Raw genomic sequence first — 19,220 nt, forward strand, 5'->3', positions numbered from 1 at the left:
CAGATTCAGCTGCCAAAATAAAATATAAAATTTACACACTTAACTTGACAAAGTCCCAAAATAAAATATAAAATTTACACACTTAACTTGACAAAGTCCACACTTAACTTGACAAAGTCCTCTGCTGCGATGCATCCGGGAACTGCGACTTTCACACAGATTCCTAAGCTTGTGGGATGTTCTCCGATAGCGGCTCTCACCCCACAAGCCTGCACATGTGAAGCTTGCTATATTTTATCATTCATCTCACGCAGCCAGCGGCCATGCGCTGGCCAGTAACACCACACAGCCGCCATCGTACGCATCGGAGCAGATGCCACCCGGTTCCCTGACCGCGGCCTGCTTACTAAAACTGCCACCCGGTTCCCCGCCCGCAGCCACTTCGCTTAAGTTCCTGAATGAGCTCCTGAATCATCTCTTCAGTCTCTTCCAGAGCATCGGCGATTTCTTCTAAAGATTTTCCCTTTTCAAGCTTCTTTCTGACCTGGTCTTTTAATTTATTCCGGGCACCATTCTGTAAACCTTCTTGTAGCCCTTCTTGTAGCCCTTCTTTCCTTGCCTCTTCTTTCTCATAATATTTCTCTTCCCATGCCTGCATATACTTCACCCCGACTTCTTCACTATTGCGTACCTTCCGGACCCGGTCGTGGATGCGGCGGATGCGTTCGCTCCCGGCATGTTCCGCTGCCTCGTCCGTCGTATGCTCCACGTAGTGCAGGAACTCCACCAGCTCCTCTGAGACCTCATCGTCATTCGTTCCTCGGGTGTTCAGGAAGATTCGCGTCGCCCCGTCTTCTAGGACGCATCCCGGCTCTTCCTCGCACACGGCCCGGAAGGTGTAACGGTACTTCCCGTAGCCGAACAGGTCGAAGGGCGTAATCATGATGAGATAGGACTCGTTCAGCCGGCTGTAGTCCGGAATCCCGGGCTCGAGCAGAGAGATGTCCAGGCGGACGGAGCGTGCCTCCGGCGAGATCCGAAGCTCCTTCTCCGCCTCGTTCTGCGTAAGGAGCGGGACATCCCTGCCCAGGATGATGCCGAGCGCCTCCTGGTGGGCCAGGGGGTCCTCCATCACTTCCTCGAAGAGGAAACGGTCCGTAAGGTTCAGTTTGTTTAATGGTATCAGCTTTTGTCTTTTGTTCATATGGTTCTCCTTCATTTTATCATACTTTATCCACGGTTAACAGACGGAAAACAAAAGAACAGCCCCCATAGGCATCCCTCCTTGCATGAAAGATTTGTCACAAACATCGGATAGGTACGGCGATTTGCCGTAGTGAATTTAGATAGATCAGAATGTTTGATTTGTACACGTATATTACCATAACCTGGCTCTCTGTTCAAGCAGAATCCTGGAGATATCGGAAAAGCGTGCAAGCAAAAGAAAGTTTTAAAAATCTATTGACATTCATACAGATGTGTGGTTATATAAAAGTACAACATATGAATAATTGCTCATATGTTCATAAAAACAATTAATGCCATTTTAACATGTTCAGGAGGATTAGTTATGTTAGCAGTTGAGAGAAAAGCATTGGATGAATGCGGATGTGGAAGCAGTCATGCTCATCAAGGCGATGACGGGCAGGAATGCCATGGTGGCCACAGCCATGAACATACGCATGCATGTCATGAATATCACGAACATATAGACGAAGAACACTACGGCCACGACCATGCGTGCAGCAGCCACCATCACGACCACGGTGAGTGCCATGACCATCATCATGAAGACGTGGTGCATACAGGACGTGAATTTGCCCATGTGGGCCAGGATGTGCCACAGAAAGTATATATACTGGAGAATCTGAGCTGTGCTAACTGTGCGGCCAAGATGGAAAATGAGATACGAAAGATGCAGGGAGTAGAGATGGCGACCATCACTTATGCGACAAAGCAGCTGAAGGTGGCAGCCAGAGAACAAGAGAAGCTTCTTCCGAGATTCAGGGAAATATGCCGTTCTATAGAAGGCGAAGTGACCGTCACTCCGAGAGACGAGGTGCAGAGGCAGCCGCGACAGGAACACGCCGGATTTTTCGCGGATAACAGGACGGATGTCCTTGCTATTGCGGGGGGAGCCATCCTGTTCGTCGCAGGTGAGGTGCTGGAACGGACCGCAGCCAATCCGATGATTGCCTCAGCGGCATTTATTATTGCTTATATACTGCTCGGATGGGGGATAGTATTTACAGCGGTGAAGAACCTTTCAAAAGGGCATGTATTTGATGAGAACTTTCTTATGAGTGTGGCAACCCTGGCGGCATTTGCCATCGGGGATTTTGCAGAAGCGGTCGGAGTCATGCTGTTCTACCGGGTCGGGGAATTGTTCGAACATATCGCGGTGGAACGAAGCCGCTCTCAGATTATGGATGCGGTAGACTTAAGGCCTGAGGTGGTCAATCTGGTACAAGGAGATACCGTTGACGTGATACCGGCCGGGAACGCGCAAGCCGGAGACCTGATTCTTGTACGGCCGGGTGACCGCATTCCCCTGGACGGACGCGTGGAAGAAGGAGAGAGCCGCATAGATACCTCTCCGGTGACGGGAGAACCTGTACCGGTAAGTGTAAAGCCGGGGATGGAAGTAATTTCGGGATGTGTCAATGAGCAGGGCGTGCTAAAGGTAAGGGTTGAAAAGCCATTGAGTGAATCTATGGTGACAAGAATACTGGATTCTGTTGAGAATGCGGCGGCCAGCAAGCCGAAGATTGATAAATTCATCACCAAATTTGCCAGAGTGTATACTCCGATAGTAGTAGCAGTAGCTATGGCAACAGCTATCATACCGTCACTTATAACCGGAGACTGGAACCACTGGGTATATACGGCTATCACCTTCCTTGTAATCAGCTGTCCGTGTGCGCTCGTACTCAGCGTTCCACTGGCATTCTTCTCAGGCATAGGGGCGGGCTCCCGGCGCGGGATCTTGTTTAAGGGGGGAGTGGCAATCGAGGCGCTGAAAAGCGTAAAAGCTATCGTTATGGATAAGACGGGTACGATTACAAAAGGCAGCTTTGAAGTACAGCAGGTGACGGCAGTAGGACGGTTTACAGAGAAGCAGGTACTTACGATGGCAGCTGACTGCGAACTCGACTCTTCCCATCCGATTGGCAGCAGCATCGTGAAAGCGGCGCGGGAGATGAAGCTGGAGCTCATAAGACCGGAGAAGTCAGAAGAAATATCCGGTAAAGGGGTGCGAGCCGTATTCCGTGACGGGGAAGTGCTCTGCGGCAATAAGGCGCTGATGGAAATGCATGGAGTAGATACTGCGGCGTACAGGAAGAAGGGGTACGGCACAGAAGTCCTCGTAGCCGTAAGCGGGGAGCTTGCAGGCTGGCTCGTCATTGCAGACGTAATCAAAGAGGAGGCGAAAGAAGCCATCGGTATGCTCAAAGCCAGGACGCTGGTGACAGCTATGCTCACCGGAGATGCCAGAGACAGTGCGGCGGCCGTGGCCGATAAGACTGGAATCGACGAGGTACATGCACAGCTTCTGCCGGAGGATAAGCTACATGAACTAAAGAGGATACGTCAAAAACATGGGCCTGTCATGTTTGTCGGAGACGGCATCAATGATGCACCGGTACTGGCCGGCGCCGATGTAGGCGCCGCGATGGGCAGCGGTGCGGATGCGGCGATAGAGGCGGCCGATGTTGTGTTCATGACATCCTCTGTGACGGCGATACCAGAATCTATCGGCATTGCCAACGCGACTGGAAGAATTGCGATACAAAATGTTACGTTTGCCCTGGCGCTGAAACTGCTGATCATGGTACTCGGGTTTGCAGGCATGGCTAATATGTGGATGGCGGTTTTCGCAGATACGGGAGTAGCCATGCTCTGCGTACTGAATTCAATCCGTATATTATATAAACGGGTATGACGATTGAATAAGAGCGGTTCAAGAAGTGAAGGATATTAATAGAGAGAAAGATGACACCAAGATTACAAAAATGTTAATTTTGGTGTCATTTTAGTAAAATGGTTGAAAAGGGTTGTCCCATGTTGCATAATTAACAAGTGAACGGATATTCATATGAAAGGACGGAATAAATGAGGAAACCAGAAGCTGATTGCTGCGAGACAGTCTGTATCCACGACGATGTGATTGACAGGGTAAGCAGACAGATGCCTCCACAGGAGAGAATGAAAGAACTGGCTGATTTCTATAAAGTATTTGCAGACGCCACGAGAATCCGCATCTTATGTGTGCTTCTGGAGTCGGAGATGTGTGTCTGTGATCTGGCAGAGGTTCTGGAGATGACGCAGTCCGCCATCTCACATCAGCTGCGTGTACTGAAGCAGGCGAAGCTTGTTAAGAACCGCAGGGACGGCAAGACAGTGTATTACTCGCTGGCGGATGGGCATATACAGACAATTATTAGTCAGGGAATGGAGCATATTACAGAGTAGACAACATATATATACAAAAAAGGAAAGTGAAATGACGAGGCAATTGAAACAGAGACTTTTAATATACGGATCAGGCGTGTTTCTATACATTTGCGCTGTTGCGGCGACGATACAGTATACACTGTCTGACTGGGTAAAGTTCATATTGTTTTTGACGGCATATCTTGTGATGGGCTTTGATGCTTTCCGCCAGCTTGCTGACAATCTGATGAAAAGAGAGATATTCTCCGAGTATCTGCTTATTATCCTGGCGACGGTAGGGGCGTTCGGCGTACAGAGATATACAGAGGGCGTGCTTGTCATGCTTCTGTTCGAGCTCGGAATGATGTTCGAGGCAGTGTCGACGGACAATGCCAAGCGATCCATCGAGCAGATGATTGACATACGGCCCGAGTATGCGACGAGGAAAGTGCGCGGCAAAGAGACGAGGGTAGAACCGTCGGAACTCAAGCTGAGGCATATCATCATCGTCAAGCCAGGGGAGAGGATTCCGGTCGATGCTATCGTCACTGCAGGGACATCTACGGTGGATACGAAGGCGCTGACAGGGGAGTACATGCCCCAGACGGTAGAACCAGGGGATGAGATATATGGAGGCTGCATCAACTTAAGCGGCGTCATCGAAGCAAGAGTGAGCCGCATCTACCAGAATTCTACGGTGTCCAAAGTGATGGAGATGGTAGAAGAGGCGCAGAACAACAAGGCAGAGAGCGAGACGTTTGTCACGAAGTTTTCCAGAGTATACACGCCGGTGATGATTGTGTGCGCGCTTTTCATCATGATATACCCATCTCTGACATTTTCGTACGGCAACTGGGACACGTGGATATACAGAGGCCTGATCTTCCTTGTCGTTGCGTGTCCATGCGGGCTGGTCCTGTCCATACCGCTCGCGTTTCTTGCCGGCATCGCATCTGCGGCCCGTCAGGGTATCGTCGTAAAAGGAGGAAATTACCTGGAGTTTCTGGCGAAGGCGGATACATTTATATTTGATAAGACGGGGACGCTGACAGAAGGTGTCTTTAACGTCAAAGAGATTAAAGCAGAGGGCATGACAGAAGAGGAGCTTCTGGAGATGGCTGCTCATGTAGAGAGCTATTCCAACCATCCGATTGCACAGTCCCTGCTTGCTGCCTATGACGGCAGGCTGGACAAATCACGGGTGCGCAGAGTCAAAGAAGCTCCCGGCTTCGGTATCAGTGCCACATATGACGGGAAACGTGTTCACATCGGCAATTACCGGATGCTGGAGAAGCAGAATATAGAACGCAGCAGGATACAACGTCCAGGAACCGTAATCTATCTCGTGGCAGACAAGAAATATGCGGGTTACATAGTCATCGCGGATTCCGTGAAGGAGGATGCGGGCCCGCTCATGCAGTACCTGAAGGAAAAGTGCCGGGCGGTACTTGTCATGCTTACAGGGGACAATGAAGCGTCAGGAATGGAAGTTGCCGAAGCGCTGGATATGGATTATGCTTATACAGATCTGATGCCGGAAGATAAGCTGGAACAGATAGAGGACTTTCTCGGCCTGCAGGATAAGATGGAAAAGCTCGTATGCGTCGGGGACGGCATCAATGATGCCCCGATTCTCGCCCGCGCAGACGTGGGGATTGCCATGGGAGCCCTGGGCTCGGCAGCAGCCATTGAGGCGGCGGATGTAGTTCTCATGGATGACGAACTTATAAGAATAAAGGATGCTATCCGTATCTCCAAGGAGACGCTCAGGGTAGTAAGCCAGAATATAGCATTTTCAGTAGGCGTGAAGATAGTGATTCTTCTGCTGGCGGCTGTGGGTTATTTCGGGATGTGGGAGGCGATTCTCGCAGAACTCGGAGTAATGTTCGCGGCTATCCTGAATGCGGTATGGGTAGTCAGATATACGGTATAGGAGGAAATATGAAGAAATATGCAGCCGTCCTGTCTGTGATGGCATTGAGTGTCACGCTGACAGGGTGCGTTAAGAACTATACAAAAGAAGGAGTAGAATGCCTCGAAAAGGGAAAATATAAAGAGGCAGTGGAACTGTTTGAACAGGCGTTAGAGGCCGATAAGAATGTGGGAGAAGCCTACAGGGGCATCGGAATGGCCAAGTGGGAACAGAAGGACTATGAAGGCGCCCGCGATGCATTCAAACATGCAATCGACAGCAAAGCGGAAAAGACGGCAGCCATATACAATCTGCTCGGCAGCTGTGAGATGGAGCTTGATAATCCCCAGGGAGCTCTCAGCTATTACAGGCTGGCACTCTCGGCTGAAGATGCAGACAAGGGGCTCATAAGAGAAGTCAAGTTCAACATGATAGCCGCTTTTGAGCAGTCCGGGGACTGGGAAAGCGCAAGGGCGAAGCTGAAAGAGTATATTGCAGAGTACCCTGACGATGAGAAGGCACAGAAAGAGGCCGCGTTTTTAGAGACGAGACAGTGAGGCATATGATAGATTTAAAAGAAGAAAAAGAACGGGTAATCCTGGTCGGTGTCAGCACGTCGGACCAGGACGATACAAGAAAATCACTGGATGAGCTGGCAGAGCTGGCAGCCACCGCAGGGGCGGAGACGGCCGGACGTGTCATCCAGAGCAGGGAGCAGATGCACCCTGCCACTTATATTGGAAAAGGGAAGCTTACCGAACTGAAGGATCTGATATGGGAGACAGAGGCGACAGGCATCATCTGCGATGACGAACTGTCACCGGCTCAGATGGGAAATCTCCAGGATGAACTGGATGTTAAGGTCATGGACCGGACATTGGTGATTCTGGACATTTTTGCGTCCAGGGCATCTACCAGCGAGGGCAAGATACAGGTTGAGCTTGCACAGCTTGGGTACCGCCAGTCCAGGCTGACCGGGTTCGGAAAGTCTCTGTCAAGGCTCGGAGGCGGAATCGGTACGAGAGGGCCGGGTGAAAAGAAGCTGGAGATGGACCGGCGTCTGATAAAGGGAAGGATAGCCCAGCTGAACAGAGAACTAAAAGATGTCAAACGCCATCGTGAAGTTACGAGGGAACAGCGCAGCAGAAGCCAGATGCCGGTGGCCGCTATCGTCGGGTATACGAATGCGGGCAAATCGTCACTCTTGAATGCACTTACAGGTGCAGATATACTGGCGGAAGACAAGCTGTTTGCCACACTGGATCCGACGACACGTGAACTGAAGCTCCCGAGTAAGCAGTCTATCCTTCTTACAGATACGGTAGGATTCATCAGGAAGCTTCCCCACCATCTCATAGAAGCCTTCCGCAGCACACTGGAGGAGGCAAAATACGCCGATATGATACTGCACGTGGTGGACGCGGCCAACCCTCAGATGGATGAGCAGATGCATATCGTCTATGAGACGCTGCGCAGCCTGGGCATCGAAGATAAGCCGGTCATTACCATATTCAACAAGCAGGACAAAGAGGACGCGCAGCAGACGGTGCGGGATTTCCAGGCCGATTATACGGTACGGATTTCCGCCAGGACGAAAGAAGGCCTGGAGGAGCTGAAAGAGATGATAGAAGCTGTGCTGCGCGGTCAGAAGGTGCTGATCGAACAGCTATACCCTTATAATGAGGCGGCTAAGCTGCAGCTCATACGGAGGTATGGGGAACTGACGGCGGAGGAATACAGGGAAGACGGTATCTTTGTGAGCGCATATGTCCCGATATCTATCTATGGTAAGGTAAGAAGCGTATCTCTTGGAGATTCGTTGAACAAAGCCTTATAGGCCCGCTGGAAAGTGGAGTAATCTTTAAAGCCGCACTCATAGGCGGCCTGTGCGGCAGAGGTGCCGGACGCTATAAGCTCCCTGCCAAGCAGAAGCCGCTTCTTAGAGATGTAGCTTCCTATCGTGAAGCCGGTTTCCTGCTTGAACAGGCGCATCATATAATATCTGCTTATGAAGAACGTCTCAGCAATGGCAGTGATGTTGAGCTCATCTGCAAGATGTCCGTTGATATATTCCAGTATATCGATGACTTTCGGATTGCAGGCGTCCGTGTCGATGAATTCAAGCCGGTCGGACAGTGCGGCCCGGTTGAGGTGGATCATGAATTCAAGAAAGAGCACCTGGCGGTAAAGGGCCGCGGCATACGCACCATCCGAAAAGGAGCGTTCCAGACGGGTGATAGATCTGAACAGGGAGCTTTTCTTAAGAGAAGGGATACGCAGGACGTTAGAGCCTGCTTTTTCTGCTTTCTGGAAGCAGCAGCTCAAGTCGTATTCTTCGGTCTTATATGCATCCATAAAGTTTGGAGAGATATAGACGATGATGCGCTCGTACGGATAACGGTTGTCCACGACAAGACGGTGGATATCGTTGTGCTTGACGAGTACGATATCATATGGCTTCAGCTCATAAGATCTGCCCTCGACCATATAAGTGACGCAGCCGTGTATGAAGATAGTGATCTTGTCGAACTCATGGTAATGGTACTCTACCTCTTTTGTTTCCGTGTCGGTCAGGTGGAACAGCCTGAATTCGCTGTTTAAGTATCCACGTTTTTCATAATCGCCCATCGTTCGCCCTCCTTCTGGTATAATTTTAGCGGAACAGGGCATTATTTGCAATACAGTAAGCATTATTTGTATTGAATTTGAAAATAATGCCTGTTATGATATACATATGATGCAGGCTCTGAGCAATCGGAGATATATGAAGACGGTATGTTATGGAGGTAACGAGAATGAAAGTTGTGCTGGAGAGATACCATGGACTCGGTAATGATTATGTGGTGTTCGACCCGAATAAGAATGAACTGGAACTTACGCCGGAAAATGTCCGTATGATCTGCGACAGGAATGCGGGGCTTGGTTCAGACGGTGTCCTGGAAGGACCGGTTATGAAGGAAGAAGGCATGTTCGTAAAGGTCTGGAACCCGGACGGCAGCGAATCCGAGACGAGCGGCAACGGCGTGCGTATCTTTGCCAAATATCTGAAGGACGCAGGGTATGTGCAGAAGAAGCATTTTAAGCTGTTTACGGAGCACGGCCCGGTAGAGGTGGCATTTTTAAATGAGGACGGCAGCCGCCTGCGTGTATCCATGGGGAAGCTGTCCTTCTACAGCGACGATATTCCGGTAACCGGAGAGCGGCGGGAGGTCATCAATGAGGATATGGTTTTTGGCCGGACGCTTTATCCGGTAACATGCGTTTCTATCGGCAATCCGCACTGCGTAATCCCGATGAGGGAGATATCGAAGCCGCTTGTATGTAAGATTGGCGACTATGCGGAGATTGCCAGATACTTTCCGAACCGTATCAATACGCAGATCATGCAGGTCATCGATAAGGAAAATATAGCGATAGAGATATATGAAAGAGGAGCAGGGTACACGCTCGCATCCGGTACCGGAGCCTGTGCCGCTGCGGGTGTCGCGTATAAGCTCGGGATGACGAATAATAAAGTGATCGTCCACATGCCTGGAGGAGAGCTTCAGGTGGAAGTGGAGGCGGACTGGAACGTATATATGACCGGAGACGTGTTCTATGTGGCAAAGATTACCCTCAGCAACGAATTTGTAGAAAAATTAAGAAGCGTATAGTATACTAAGGCATAGGAGGAAAGACCTATGCCTTTACAATTTATATTCGGACCGTCAGGTTCGGGGAAATCAACCTATCTCTATGAACGTGTCATAGAGGAGTCTCAGCATTATCCGGAACAGAAATACCTGGTCCTTGTGCCGGAGCAGTTTACCATGCAGACACAGAAGGACCTTGTCAGTATGCATCCCAACAAAGGAATTATGAATATAGATGTCTTAAGCTTCGGTCGCCTGGCCTACCGTGTGTTCGAGGAGACAGGGGGAGGGTCGCTTCCTGTGCTCGATGACGAAGGGAAGAACCTTATCCTGCGCCGTATTGCAGGCAAATATGAGGGCAGGCTCAAAGTGCTGAAGGGGAACATGAAGAAGCTTGGATATATCAGCGAAGTCAAATCTGTCATCTCAGAATTCACCCAGTACGACATCGGGGAGGAGGAGCTTGAAAAGGTGATGGAGACTGCAGGGGAGGATTCCAGGCTCTATTATAAACTGAAGGATATCCGCCTGCTTTATAAAGGATTCTCCGAATATCTGGAGGAGAGATATATAACGAAAGAGGAGATGCTGGATGTCTTGAGCCGGGTGGCCGGACAGTCGGAGCTTTTGAAGGGAAGCACGGTGGTGCTGGACGGGTTTACTGGCTTTACACCTGTGCAGAACCGTCTGTTGCTTGAGCTCCTGCGCTGCTGCAGGGAAGTTATCGTCACGGTTACGATGGATGACAGGGAGGATCCTTATGTGTACAGCCATCCATACCAGCTGTTTGCAATCAGCAAGCAGATGGTCACATCCCTTGTGCGGATTGCCCGCGGATCCTCGATAGAGATGAGAGAACCGGTCTGCCTGTATGGCAGGCCTCTGCCCCGTTTCCGCGGTAACGACGCCATGGCATATCTGGAACGCAGTCTGTTCCGCTATGGACGGCATTCCTACAGCAGTGCGCAGAGTGCAGTGTCTGTGCATGTGGCGAGAAATCCGAGGGAGGAGGCGCTGGCAGTGGCCGGACGCGTGCGGAATCTTGTGCGGACGAAGGGCTACAGATACCGTGAGGTCGGTGTTATCGCAAGCGATATGAACATTTACGGCGACTATCTGGAGCAGGCATTTGCCCTGTATGATATTCCGGTCTTCATGGACCACAAGCGCAGCATCCTGCTGAACTCCTTTGTCGAATATATCAGGAGCCTGCTCAATATGGTCCAGCAGAGATTCAGCTATGAGAGCGTGTTCCGTTTTCTGCGCACGGATCTTGCGGGATTTACCGGCGAGGATATTGATGACCTTGAGAACTATGTGATAGGCCTCGGCATCAAAGGATATAAAAAGTGGCAGGAAAAGTGGATCCGGCGGACGAAAGGAATGAAGGAAGAGGAGCTGGAACGGCTGAACCATTCGCGGACAGCATTTGTAGAGAAAGTGGACGGCTTCTGCTATGTACTGCGTCAGAGAAGGAAAACGGTCCGGGACATCACGGTGGCAGTCTATGAGTTCATGGTACAGGAGGATCTGCAGGTCAAGCTGAAGCGGCAGGAAGAAGAATTCCAGAACAGCGGCGAGCTTGCACTGGCAAGAGAATACGCGCAGGTATACCGGATCGTGCTGGATCTGTTTGACAAGTTCGTAACATTGCTCGGAGATGAGGCCGTCAGCCTGGAAGAATATATTAAGCTTCTGGATGCCGGGCTTGAGGAGGCAAGAGTCGGCGTCATACCGCCGAGTCCCGACCAGGTAGTGGCAGGTGACGTGGAGCGTACAAGGCTCAAAGATATAAAGGTTCTGTTCTTCGTCGGCGCAAACGATTCTTATCTTCCGGGCGCGCTCGGGCAGGGAGGCCTTCTGTCGGAGCATGACCGGCAGCAGTTTACCAGAGAGAAGCTCCCATTATCTCCTGGCAGCAAAGAGAAAGCATACATCCAGAAGTTCTATCTGTATATGAATCTGACAAAGCCGTCAGATTCTCTGGAAGTATATTACAGCAAGGTGTCGTCTGATGGCAAGAGCAGCAGGCCATCGTATCTGATTCAGGAGCTGAGGCGCCTTTTTCCGCAGATGTCCGTGAAGGATGAAGAAGGGAGACAGCTTCCTGAGCAGGAGATGACGGAAGAGACTGCTGTGGCGAGGCTCATCGAGGGTATCGGCAATGCGCGGATCCAGGCGGATCCAGGCTGGAAAGAACTCTTCTCATGGTACCGGCGGAGCCCGAAATGGCAGAGACGTCTGGACCGGCTGATTGATGCCGCATTTTACACCTATTCTATGGATGGGATTACCAAAGAGGCAGCCAGGCGGCTGTATGGGGATACGTTTGAGGACAGTATCACAAGGATGGAGCGGTATTCCACCTGTGCGTTCGCCCATTTTCTTGCATTTGGCCTTGGGCTTTCTGAGAGGCAGGAGTACGAGTTCCAGGCGGTGGATCTGGGTAACATATGCCACAGCGCCCTTGAGAAGTATTCAAAGCTCGTTGAGGAAACGGGCAGCAGCTGGACAGATATCCAAGAGGAAGAACAACGGGAATGGATAGAGCGAAGTGTCGAAGAGGCGGTTGCAGATTACGGCAATTCCGTGCTGTACAGTACCGCCCGCAACGAATATATGGTAGGACGGATGAAACAGATGCTGTTTCGGACTATATGGGCATTGACCAGACAGCTGTCCGCCGGCGATTTTAAACCGGTTGGTTATGAACTCAGATTTGCCAACGGCAAGATTGACCGGGTGGATACGTGTGAAGATAGCGGCAAGATATATGTGAAGGTCCTGGATTATAAGACAGGCATGAAGGCATTTGACGTAGTGGCCCTCTACGAAGGCCTGCAGCTACAGCTTATGGTATATATGGATGCCGCGGTAAAGCTGGAACAGAGGAAAAATCCGGGTAAAGAAGTCGTGCCGGCCGGAGTATTCTATTACCGTATCCAGGATCCTATTGTGGAAAAGGCAGCGGGGAAAGAAGAGCGGATGGAGGCGGTCCTTAAGGAACTGAAACCGGACGGAGTCATCAACGAGAAAGAGGAAGTGCTCTCCCATCTGGACAGGGACCGGTCAGGAGAATCACTTGCCATACCGGTAAAATATAATAAAAACGGCAGCCTTGCGAGGGGGTCTAAGACGGTCCCGGAAGAGGACTTCCGTGCATTGATGGAGTACGCGGTCCAAAAAGTGGCAGATGTGCACCGGGAGATTACGGACGGCGGTACTGCGGTACGGCCTTACAGGAAGGGGCAGGAATCCGGGTGCGATTACTGTGCCTATCGACATGTGTGCGGGTTCGATGTCAAAGTGCCCGGCTATGCATACAGGGAGCTGGATAAGATGAGCAAAGAGGAGGCCATTGAGGCCATGAGGACGGAGAAAGGAGACACCAGGCCATGAGTGTAGCGTGGACAGAAGAACAACGGAAAGTCATAGACTTACGGGACAGGAATATCCTTGTATCAGCCGCGGCTGGATCGGGCAAGACCGCGGTTCTTGTGGAACGGATCATCGCCATGCTCACGGATGTGGATCAACCGGTATCTGTAGACAGCCTCCTCATCGTTACCTTCACAGAAGCGGCAGCCGCGGAGATGAAGGAGCGTATCCGGGACGCGATTGAGCAGAAGCTGGAGGACGATGATGCGAACGAGCACCTCAAGACGCAGGCCACATTGATCCACAGTGCCCAGATTACGACAATCCACAGCTTCTGCCTGTCGGTCATACGGGATCATTTTCATGCAATTGATATAGACCCTGGATTCCGCGTGGGGGAAGAGGGGGAACTGAAGCTGATGAAGCACGATGTCCTCGGCCAGGTACTGGAAGAAAGCTACCAGGAGGGAAGCAGAGCGTTCTTGGAGTTTGTGGACGCATACGGAGGAGGGAGAGATGACAGGAAGATAGAGGAGCTCGTCCTTAAACTGTATGATTATTCCAGGAGCTATCCGGATGCGGAAGGCTGGCTTGCCTCCTGCGTAGATGCTTATGATATGGAGGATGAAGAAGAGCTGGAAAGCAGCAGATGCATGGAGCTTATCAGGAAGCAGGCCATGCTCTGGATGTCGGATGCCGCAGCACTTATAGACGAAGCGCTTGACGTGTGCCGGGAGCCGGACGGGCCATCGGCCTATGAGGAGGCGCTTCTTGCAGACCGGGAGATGGTCAACATATTTCTTGCAGCCAGATCTTATAGGGAGCTGTATGAGGCTGCGGGAAATGTAAGATGGACGAAGCTTAGGGCAAACAGGGACAAGACAGTGTCAGAAGAGAAGGCAGCCCTTGTCAAGGCAGCCCGGGACGAGGTGAAGAAGACAGTAAATGATTTGTGCGGCCAGTATTTTTACCAGGATGCGGAAGGAGCCCTGGATGACATGGCACTGTGCAGGCAGGCCATGTCCGTACTGGCTTCGCTTGTGAACAAGTTTGCGTGCAGATTTGATGAACAGAAGCGGGCCCAGAATATGATCGATTTCAGCGATATGGAGCAGTACGCGCTCAGAATACTGGCAGACAAAGCGGAAGGCGGCTTTGAGCCGACCGCAGTTGCAAGGGAGTATCAGCAGCGGTTCCGGGAGATCATGATTGATGAATATCAGGACAGCAACCTGATACAGGAGACCATACTCACTAGCGTATCTACCATAGGGCAGGGAAGAAATAATGTCTTCATGGTGGGAGATGTCAAGCAGAGCATCTATCGATTCCGGCTCTCAAGGCCGGAGCTTTTCATGGAGAAGTTCCATACGTACGATACAGGGGACAGCGAAAGGCAGAGGATCGATCTGCATAAGAACTTCCGGAGCCGCAAGGAAGTCCTTGAAAGTGTCAACTATATATTTGAACAGATCATGACTCCCGCCCTTGGAGGAATCATGTACGACGACGAGGCGGCGCTTTATGCCGGTGCCAGCTTTGAGGAGAGCAGAGAAAAAGGCCGGAATGATACGGAGGTTCTTCTGATTGATACGGATCCTGCCTTATATATGGGCGACAAGGCTACGGAAAAGAAGATGGTTCCGCCATCGGACAGGGAGCTGGAAGCCAGGGCGATTGCAGCAAGGATACGGAGGCTGCTGGAGACCCAGACTGTACGGGATAAGGCCTCTGGAAAGAGCCGTAAAGCGAGATATTCCGATATCGTGATCCTTACCAGGAGTGTGAAGGGGTTCAGCGACGTGTTCTCCGAAGTGCTGAACAAAGAAGGGATCCCGACTTATGCAGGCACAAAAGAGGGGTATTTTGAGACGCAGGAAATAGGTGTCCTGCTAGATTATCTGCGCGTGCTGAACAACAGGAAGCAGGACATTCCTCTTGCAGCGGTATTGAAATCACCATTCTTAGGGCTCACGGATGAGGAGATGGCCGATATTAAGAATCAGGCCTCGGACCTGCCTTTCCATGAGGCCGTATCCGCTTATGCAGCGCAGGAAGATGCAAAGGCGGGGAGCAGGCTGAAAGAGTGTCTGGACAGGATGGAGCAGTTCCGCAGAAAGGTACCCTACACGCCGATACACGAGCTGCTGCTCATGGTGCTCACTGAGACGGGATATGAAGAATATGTAACTGCCATGCCCGGCGGGGAGCAGAGGAAAGCGAATCTGCAGATGCTGGTCGAAAAAGCGAGGGCATTTGAATCGACCAGCTATAAAGGCCTGTTCCATTTTATCAGATACATCGAACAGCTGCAGAAGTATGATGTGGATTATGGAGAAGCCAGCCTGGAAGATGAACAGTCCGATACGGTCCGGATCATGACGATACACAAGAGCAAAGGGCTGGAATTTCCGATTGTCTTCGTTTCGGGAATGGGAAAGCAGTTTAATATGATGGATGCCAGAAGCAGTGTCGTGCTCCATGCAAGGCTCGGAGCAGGACTGGATGCCGTGGATACAGAGTTGCGGACAAAGAGCCCGAGCCTGCTCAAGCGGGTCATCCAGAAAGAGGAGATGCAAGACAGCCTCGGTGAAGAGCTCAGAGTGCTTTACGTCGCGCTGACGAGGGCAAAGGAGAAGTTGATCATGACAGGAGCGGTGAAAGATGCCGGGAGAAAGCTGGATTCATATGGACTTACGGCCCGACGGAAAGAGAGGCAGCTATCGTTCACCCGTCTTGTGCGGGCTGGCAGCTTCCTGGACTGGATCCTTCCTGCGATGATAAGAAAGACAGAGGAAATTCCTGTCAATATAGAACGAATATCGGCAGAGAATCTCGTAAGAGAGTCGGCTGGTGAGTATGTTAAGAGCCGGCTTTCGGCAGAAGTGCTGAGGCGATGGGATACCGGGCAAGTCTATGACCTGCCGATGAGGGAACTCATAGAGGAGCAGTTCTCCTATGAATATCCTTACAGCCTGAGCCAGAACCAGAAATTAAAGTTTACAGTCTCCGAGCTTAAGAAGAGGGCTTATATGGAAGAAGAGGCCGGCGGGATATTATATGAAGAGGAAGAGGTGGTCCCACTCATCCCGCAATTTCTGAAGGAGGAAGAGCTGAGCGGGGCATCAAGAGGTACGGCTTACCACAGGCTTCTGGAACTGCTCGACTTTGCAGAAGACTATGACGCCGCCTTGCTTGAAGAAGAGGTTGCAAGATTCAGGGGTGAAGGAAAGCTGACCCAGGATATGGCCGATTGTATCCGTATGGACGATATCCTCCGGTTCCTGGGCAGCAGCGCAGGGATACGCATGCGCAGCGCATCGGAGAATCAGAAGCTCTACAAGGAGCAGCCATTCGTGCTCGGCGTGGATGCAAGGGAGATGTATCCGGACGAGGCGGAGGGAGAGCTGATACTGGTACAGGGGATCATAGACGTGTACTTTGAAGAAGAGGATGGCCTTGTCGTGCTGGACTATAAGACGGACAAGGTAAAAAGCGCCCAAGAGCTGAAGGAAAAGTACCATGCACAGCTCGACTATTATGCCAGGGCGCTGGAACAGGTGACCGGTAAGCACGTGAAAGAGAAGATCATCTATTCCTTTACGCTACAGGAGGAGATAGAGGTTTAGGTAAAGGAGGCGCCGCTGGGGAGGCATGGGGCAGATGCTGCGATGCGTCCGGGAACTGCGACTATCACACAGATTCCTAAGCCTGTAGGATGTTCGCCGATGGCGGCTCTCACCCCACAAGCCAAGGAATCTGGTGAGGATTCTCCGTCCCTTCCGCTTACACCTTCGCATCTGTCCCATACCTCCCCAACGGCTGTCTGCTTTACTGGCACGGGCGGGGGTGGCTGTGTGGCATTGCCGGCTGATGGAAGGACTTTCGTTGTGTCAATATATTGATATAAGGCTAAGCAGGTTGAAAATAATTGTATTGAAGAAGAGCCGGAATCAGGTACGGGAATGTTATATGAGATGACATTCCCTGTCTGGTTCCGGCTCTTCTTGCAGCAGCGGCGTGTACGCCTCGCTGCAAACGCTTAACAACGACCAATTTGTTGTTCTATGCTGCACATGTTAAAGCATGTTATTTTTTAGTATGTTGGTAAATCGAGAATTTGACAAGAGAAATCCGCAAGGTTTTCATAGTGCAGTAAGTGAATTTTATCATTATCTTTGTGTTCTCGTGCAATACGATATGTTTTTTCAGTAAAATTACTTCTCATACCAGATACAACTACATAATGAATTCTTGTATCATCGTATTTGCAAAATTCCTTTGGTAATGCTTCATCTTTGCTTTTGCACCTTTCAAAATATTCTGAAAGCATGGCATAGTTTTCTTGTAACCAACGTCGCCAATCTTTAACTTGAATTATTCCTTTTCTAAAAGAGTTTCCTAATTCACCGTCTTGAATGGTTATATTCCCACGGGGGCTTTCAAGTTCAACAAAAACAAACTCATGCCCACCAGAATTTTTCCCAATTATGAGATAGTCTGCTTGGTAAGAAGTTCCTAATGGGAATTCGGGAAACAGATAAGCACTATGATGTCCGAAACCCAAATGACAACCGCGCAGAATAGACCCAATTATATGAAATGCGGGTGTTTGATTGATATAGTTTAATATCTCGCGTTCACCAACGGTTTCTGTAAGTAGGAGATTGTGAAAGTCCTCATTTAATCGGCTTGCTTGTGCGTTGGTTTTCAAATCAAAAATATCAAGATGATTATTAGGGAATAAGCTCAAACAGTTTCGCGCAGCAAGTGAATACTGGCTATATAAATTTTTTCTAAATCGCCCCGGCATTCCCTCTTTTTCTTTTTTCAACACAGCTTCATACGCTGCTTGCTCATCAGGTAACAACCCATTCAAGTAATCTCTATTGTATAAATTCATATATTCTCATTCCTAATCTTGGAGTTTTGTTTTATACAATTATACAGCAAAAACAACAATATAACAATCAAAGGAGGACAACCTATGAAACTTATTATCGCAGAAAAACCGAGTGTGGCGCAGACTATCGCCGCTGCACTTGGAGCAACAGAACGAAAGGACGGCTACATAGAGGGCGGCGGCTATGTCGTATCTTGGTGCGTCGGGCATTTGGTGGGGATTGGCATTGACCCCGATTTTCTGTATCTCCGCTGTCATAGCCTTTATGTCGGCGTGGTCTACTTGAATGATATAGCCGTCTATCAGCATTTTCCGGGCGTATGCTGCAAAGTTGGTTGTCGGTATCAGCTCCATTTTCTGCTCTATCAATGTGCGTTCTGCTTCTATAACGGGAACGCGCAGGGTGATTGCTCTTTTCCTGTTTGCCATGCTCACAGCTCCTTTCCGTGTAGAGGGTTTGGGAAACTTCCCAACAAGCATTTTGCAGGGCAAAATACGGAAGTGTGGCTACACTTCCTATGCTTGCTACAAAACTTTCTCCCTCAATACCTACAACAACGAAAAATCACTTTTTGCCAACTTTCGCAAAAGAAAAACGCTGTAATCTCAAAAAGATTACAACGCTTCTCAATCGCTATTCAGTTGTTCAGCGGGCGGCTATTCGCCCGCTGTTTCGACTTCCCTAATCTCTTTTGCCGTAGCGGTGACTATTCGCAATCCCTTGTCGCTCACACCGTCAAGCAGCGTATCAAGCTGTCTGCGTTGTGTGGATTTGCCTGTTTCCTTATCCGTGAAAAAGAAAGCGTCTACCGATATATCCAAAAGGGTGACAAGCTCATAAAAGATTTGTAGGCTTGGGTGCTGTCCGCTGTTCTCAATGGACGCGATATAGCGCGGTGCAATGTTCAGCTCGTCTGCTAATGCGTTCCGCGAATATCCCTTTGCCTTTCGTGCTGCTTTTATGGCTAAACCAAAAGCCGTAAAATCAAATTTTTCCTTGTTCTGCTTCATATTTTTTCAC

General features: G+C 50.2%; 14 protein-coding genes. 8 read left to right on the forward strand and 6 right to left on the reverse strand.

Annotated elements, in window-relative coordinates:
* Window positions 1–227: 227 nt before the first annotated feature.
* Together HJV72_RS20030 and HJV72_RS16740 are read right to left on the reverse strand one after the other, a co-directional pair.
* On the reverse strand, window positions 228–359 hold the full coding sequence (locus tag HJV72_RS20030) for a hypothetical protein (protein WP_256435983.1): 132 nt from the start codon (window positions 357–359) through the stop codon (window positions 228–230).
* The gene (locus tag HJV72_RS16740) at window positions 347–1,144 is read right to left on the reverse strand and encodes a hypothetical protein (protein WP_208072708.1); all 798 of its coding nucleotides are present in this window, start codon (window positions 1,142–1,144) and stop codon (window positions 347–349) included. Before HJV72_RS16740 ends, HJV72_RS20030 begins: the two co-directional genes overlap by 13 nt.
* 366 nt (window positions 1,145–1,510) lie before the next feature.
* Here HJV72_RS16740 and HJV72_RS16745 point away from each other — a divergent pair, with 366 nt between their 5' ends.
* The 5 genes from HJV72_RS16745 to hflX all read left to right on the forward strand — a co-directional run bounded on the left by HJV72_RS16745 (window position 1,511) and on the right by hflX (window position 8,123).
* Window positions 1,511–3,883 (forward strand): heavy metal translocating P-type ATPase, encoded by a 2,373-nt coding sequence (locus tag HJV72_RS16745; protein WP_243765685.1) that lies wholly within the window; start codon window positions 1,511–1,513, stop codon window positions 3,881–3,883.
* 170 nt (window positions 3,884–4,053) lie between these two features.
* The gene (locus tag HJV72_RS16750; RefSeq protein WP_208072710.1) at window positions 4,054–4,413 is read left to right on the forward strand and encodes an ArsR/SmtB family transcription factor; all 360 of its coding nucleotides are present in this window, start codon (window positions 4,054–4,056) and stop codon (window positions 4,411–4,413) included.
* Window positions 4,414–4,444: 31 nt separating this feature from the next.
* Entirely contained in the window at window positions 4,445–6,307 is a 1,863-nt protein-coding gene (locus tag HJV72_RS16755; protein WP_208072712.1) for a heavy metal translocating P-type ATPase, read from the forward strand.
* Between the two features lie 8 nt (window positions 6,308–6,315).
* Window positions 6,316–6,843 (forward strand): tetratricopeptide repeat protein, encoded by a 528-nt coding sequence (locus HJV72_RS16760; protein WP_208072714.1) that lies wholly within the window; start codon window positions 6,316–6,318, stop codon window positions 6,841–6,843.
* Between the two features lie 5 nt (window positions 6,844–6,848).
* Complete coding sequence (gene hflX, locus HJV72_RS16765; protein ID WP_208072717.1) at window positions 6,849–8,123, forward strand: GTPase HflX; 1,275 nt, start codon at window positions 6,849–6,851, stop codon at window positions 8,121–8,123.
* Here the strand turns inward: hflX and HJV72_RS16770 are convergent.
* A complete protein-coding gene (locus HJV72_RS16770; protein WP_208072719.1) occupies window positions 8,069–8,914 on the reverse strand; it encodes an AraC family transcriptional regulator in 846 nt (281 codons plus the stop codon). The genes hflX and HJV72_RS16770 overlap by 55 nt on opposite strands.
* Window positions 8,915–9,081: 167 nt before the next feature.
* Between HJV72_RS16770 and dapF the strand changes: the two genes are divergently transcribed.
* From dapF to addA, 3 genes are read left to right on the forward strand one after another with little or no spacing between them, the layout of a single operon-like run.
* Complete coding sequence (dapF, locus tag HJV72_RS16775; RefSeq protein ID WP_208072721.1) at window positions 9,082–9,939, forward strand: diaminopimelate epimerase; 858 nt, start codon at window positions 9,082–9,084, stop codon at window positions 9,937–9,939.
* A gap of 27 nt (window positions 9,940–9,966) precedes the next feature.
* Entirely contained in the window at window positions 9,967–13,317 is a 3,351-nt protein-coding gene (locus HJV72_RS16780; RefSeq protein ID WP_208072723.1) for a PD-(D/E)XK nuclease family protein, read from the forward strand.
* Window positions 13,314–16,925, forward strand: coding sequence for a helicase-exonuclease AddAB subunit AddA (gene addA, locus HJV72_RS16785; RefSeq protein ID WP_208072726.1), 3,612 nt, complete (start codon window positions 13,314–13,316; stop codon window positions 16,923–16,925). The genes HJV72_RS16780 and addA overlap by 4 nt, the downstream gene beginning before the upstream one ends.
* A gap of 467 nt (window positions 16,926–17,392) precedes the next feature.
* Here addA and HJV72_RS16790 read toward each other — a convergent pair whose 3' ends face one another.
* The 3 genes from HJV72_RS16790 to HJV72_RS16800 all read right to left on the reverse strand — a co-directional run bounded on the left by HJV72_RS16790 (window position 17,393) and on the right by HJV72_RS16800 (window position 19,210).
* A complete protein-coding gene (locus HJV72_RS16790) occupies window positions 17,393–18,199 on the reverse strand; it encodes a Shedu anti-phage system protein SduA domain-containing protein (protein WP_208072728.1) in 807 nt (268 codons plus the stop codon).
* Window positions 18,200–18,238: 39 nt separating this feature from the next.
* Window positions 18,239–18,628 (reverse strand): plasmid mobilization protein, encoded by a 390-nt coding sequence (locus HJV72_RS20535; protein ID WP_442899302.1) that lies wholly within the window; start codon window positions 18,626–18,628, stop codon window positions 18,239–18,241.
* Window positions 18,629–18,856: 228 nt separating this feature from the next.
* Window positions 18,857–19,210: a helix-turn-helix domain-containing protein gene (locus HJV72_RS16800; RefSeq protein WP_208072730.1), complete on the reverse strand. Its 354-nt coding sequence runs from the start codon at window positions 19,208–19,210 to the stop codon at window positions 18,857–18,859.
* Window positions 19,211–19,220: the final 10 nt, after the last annotated feature.

This window comes from Extibacter sp. GGCC_0201 (genome assembly GCF_017566055.1).
Classification (GTDB): Bacteria; Bacillota; Clostridia; order Lachnospirales; family Lachnospiraceae; genus Extibacter.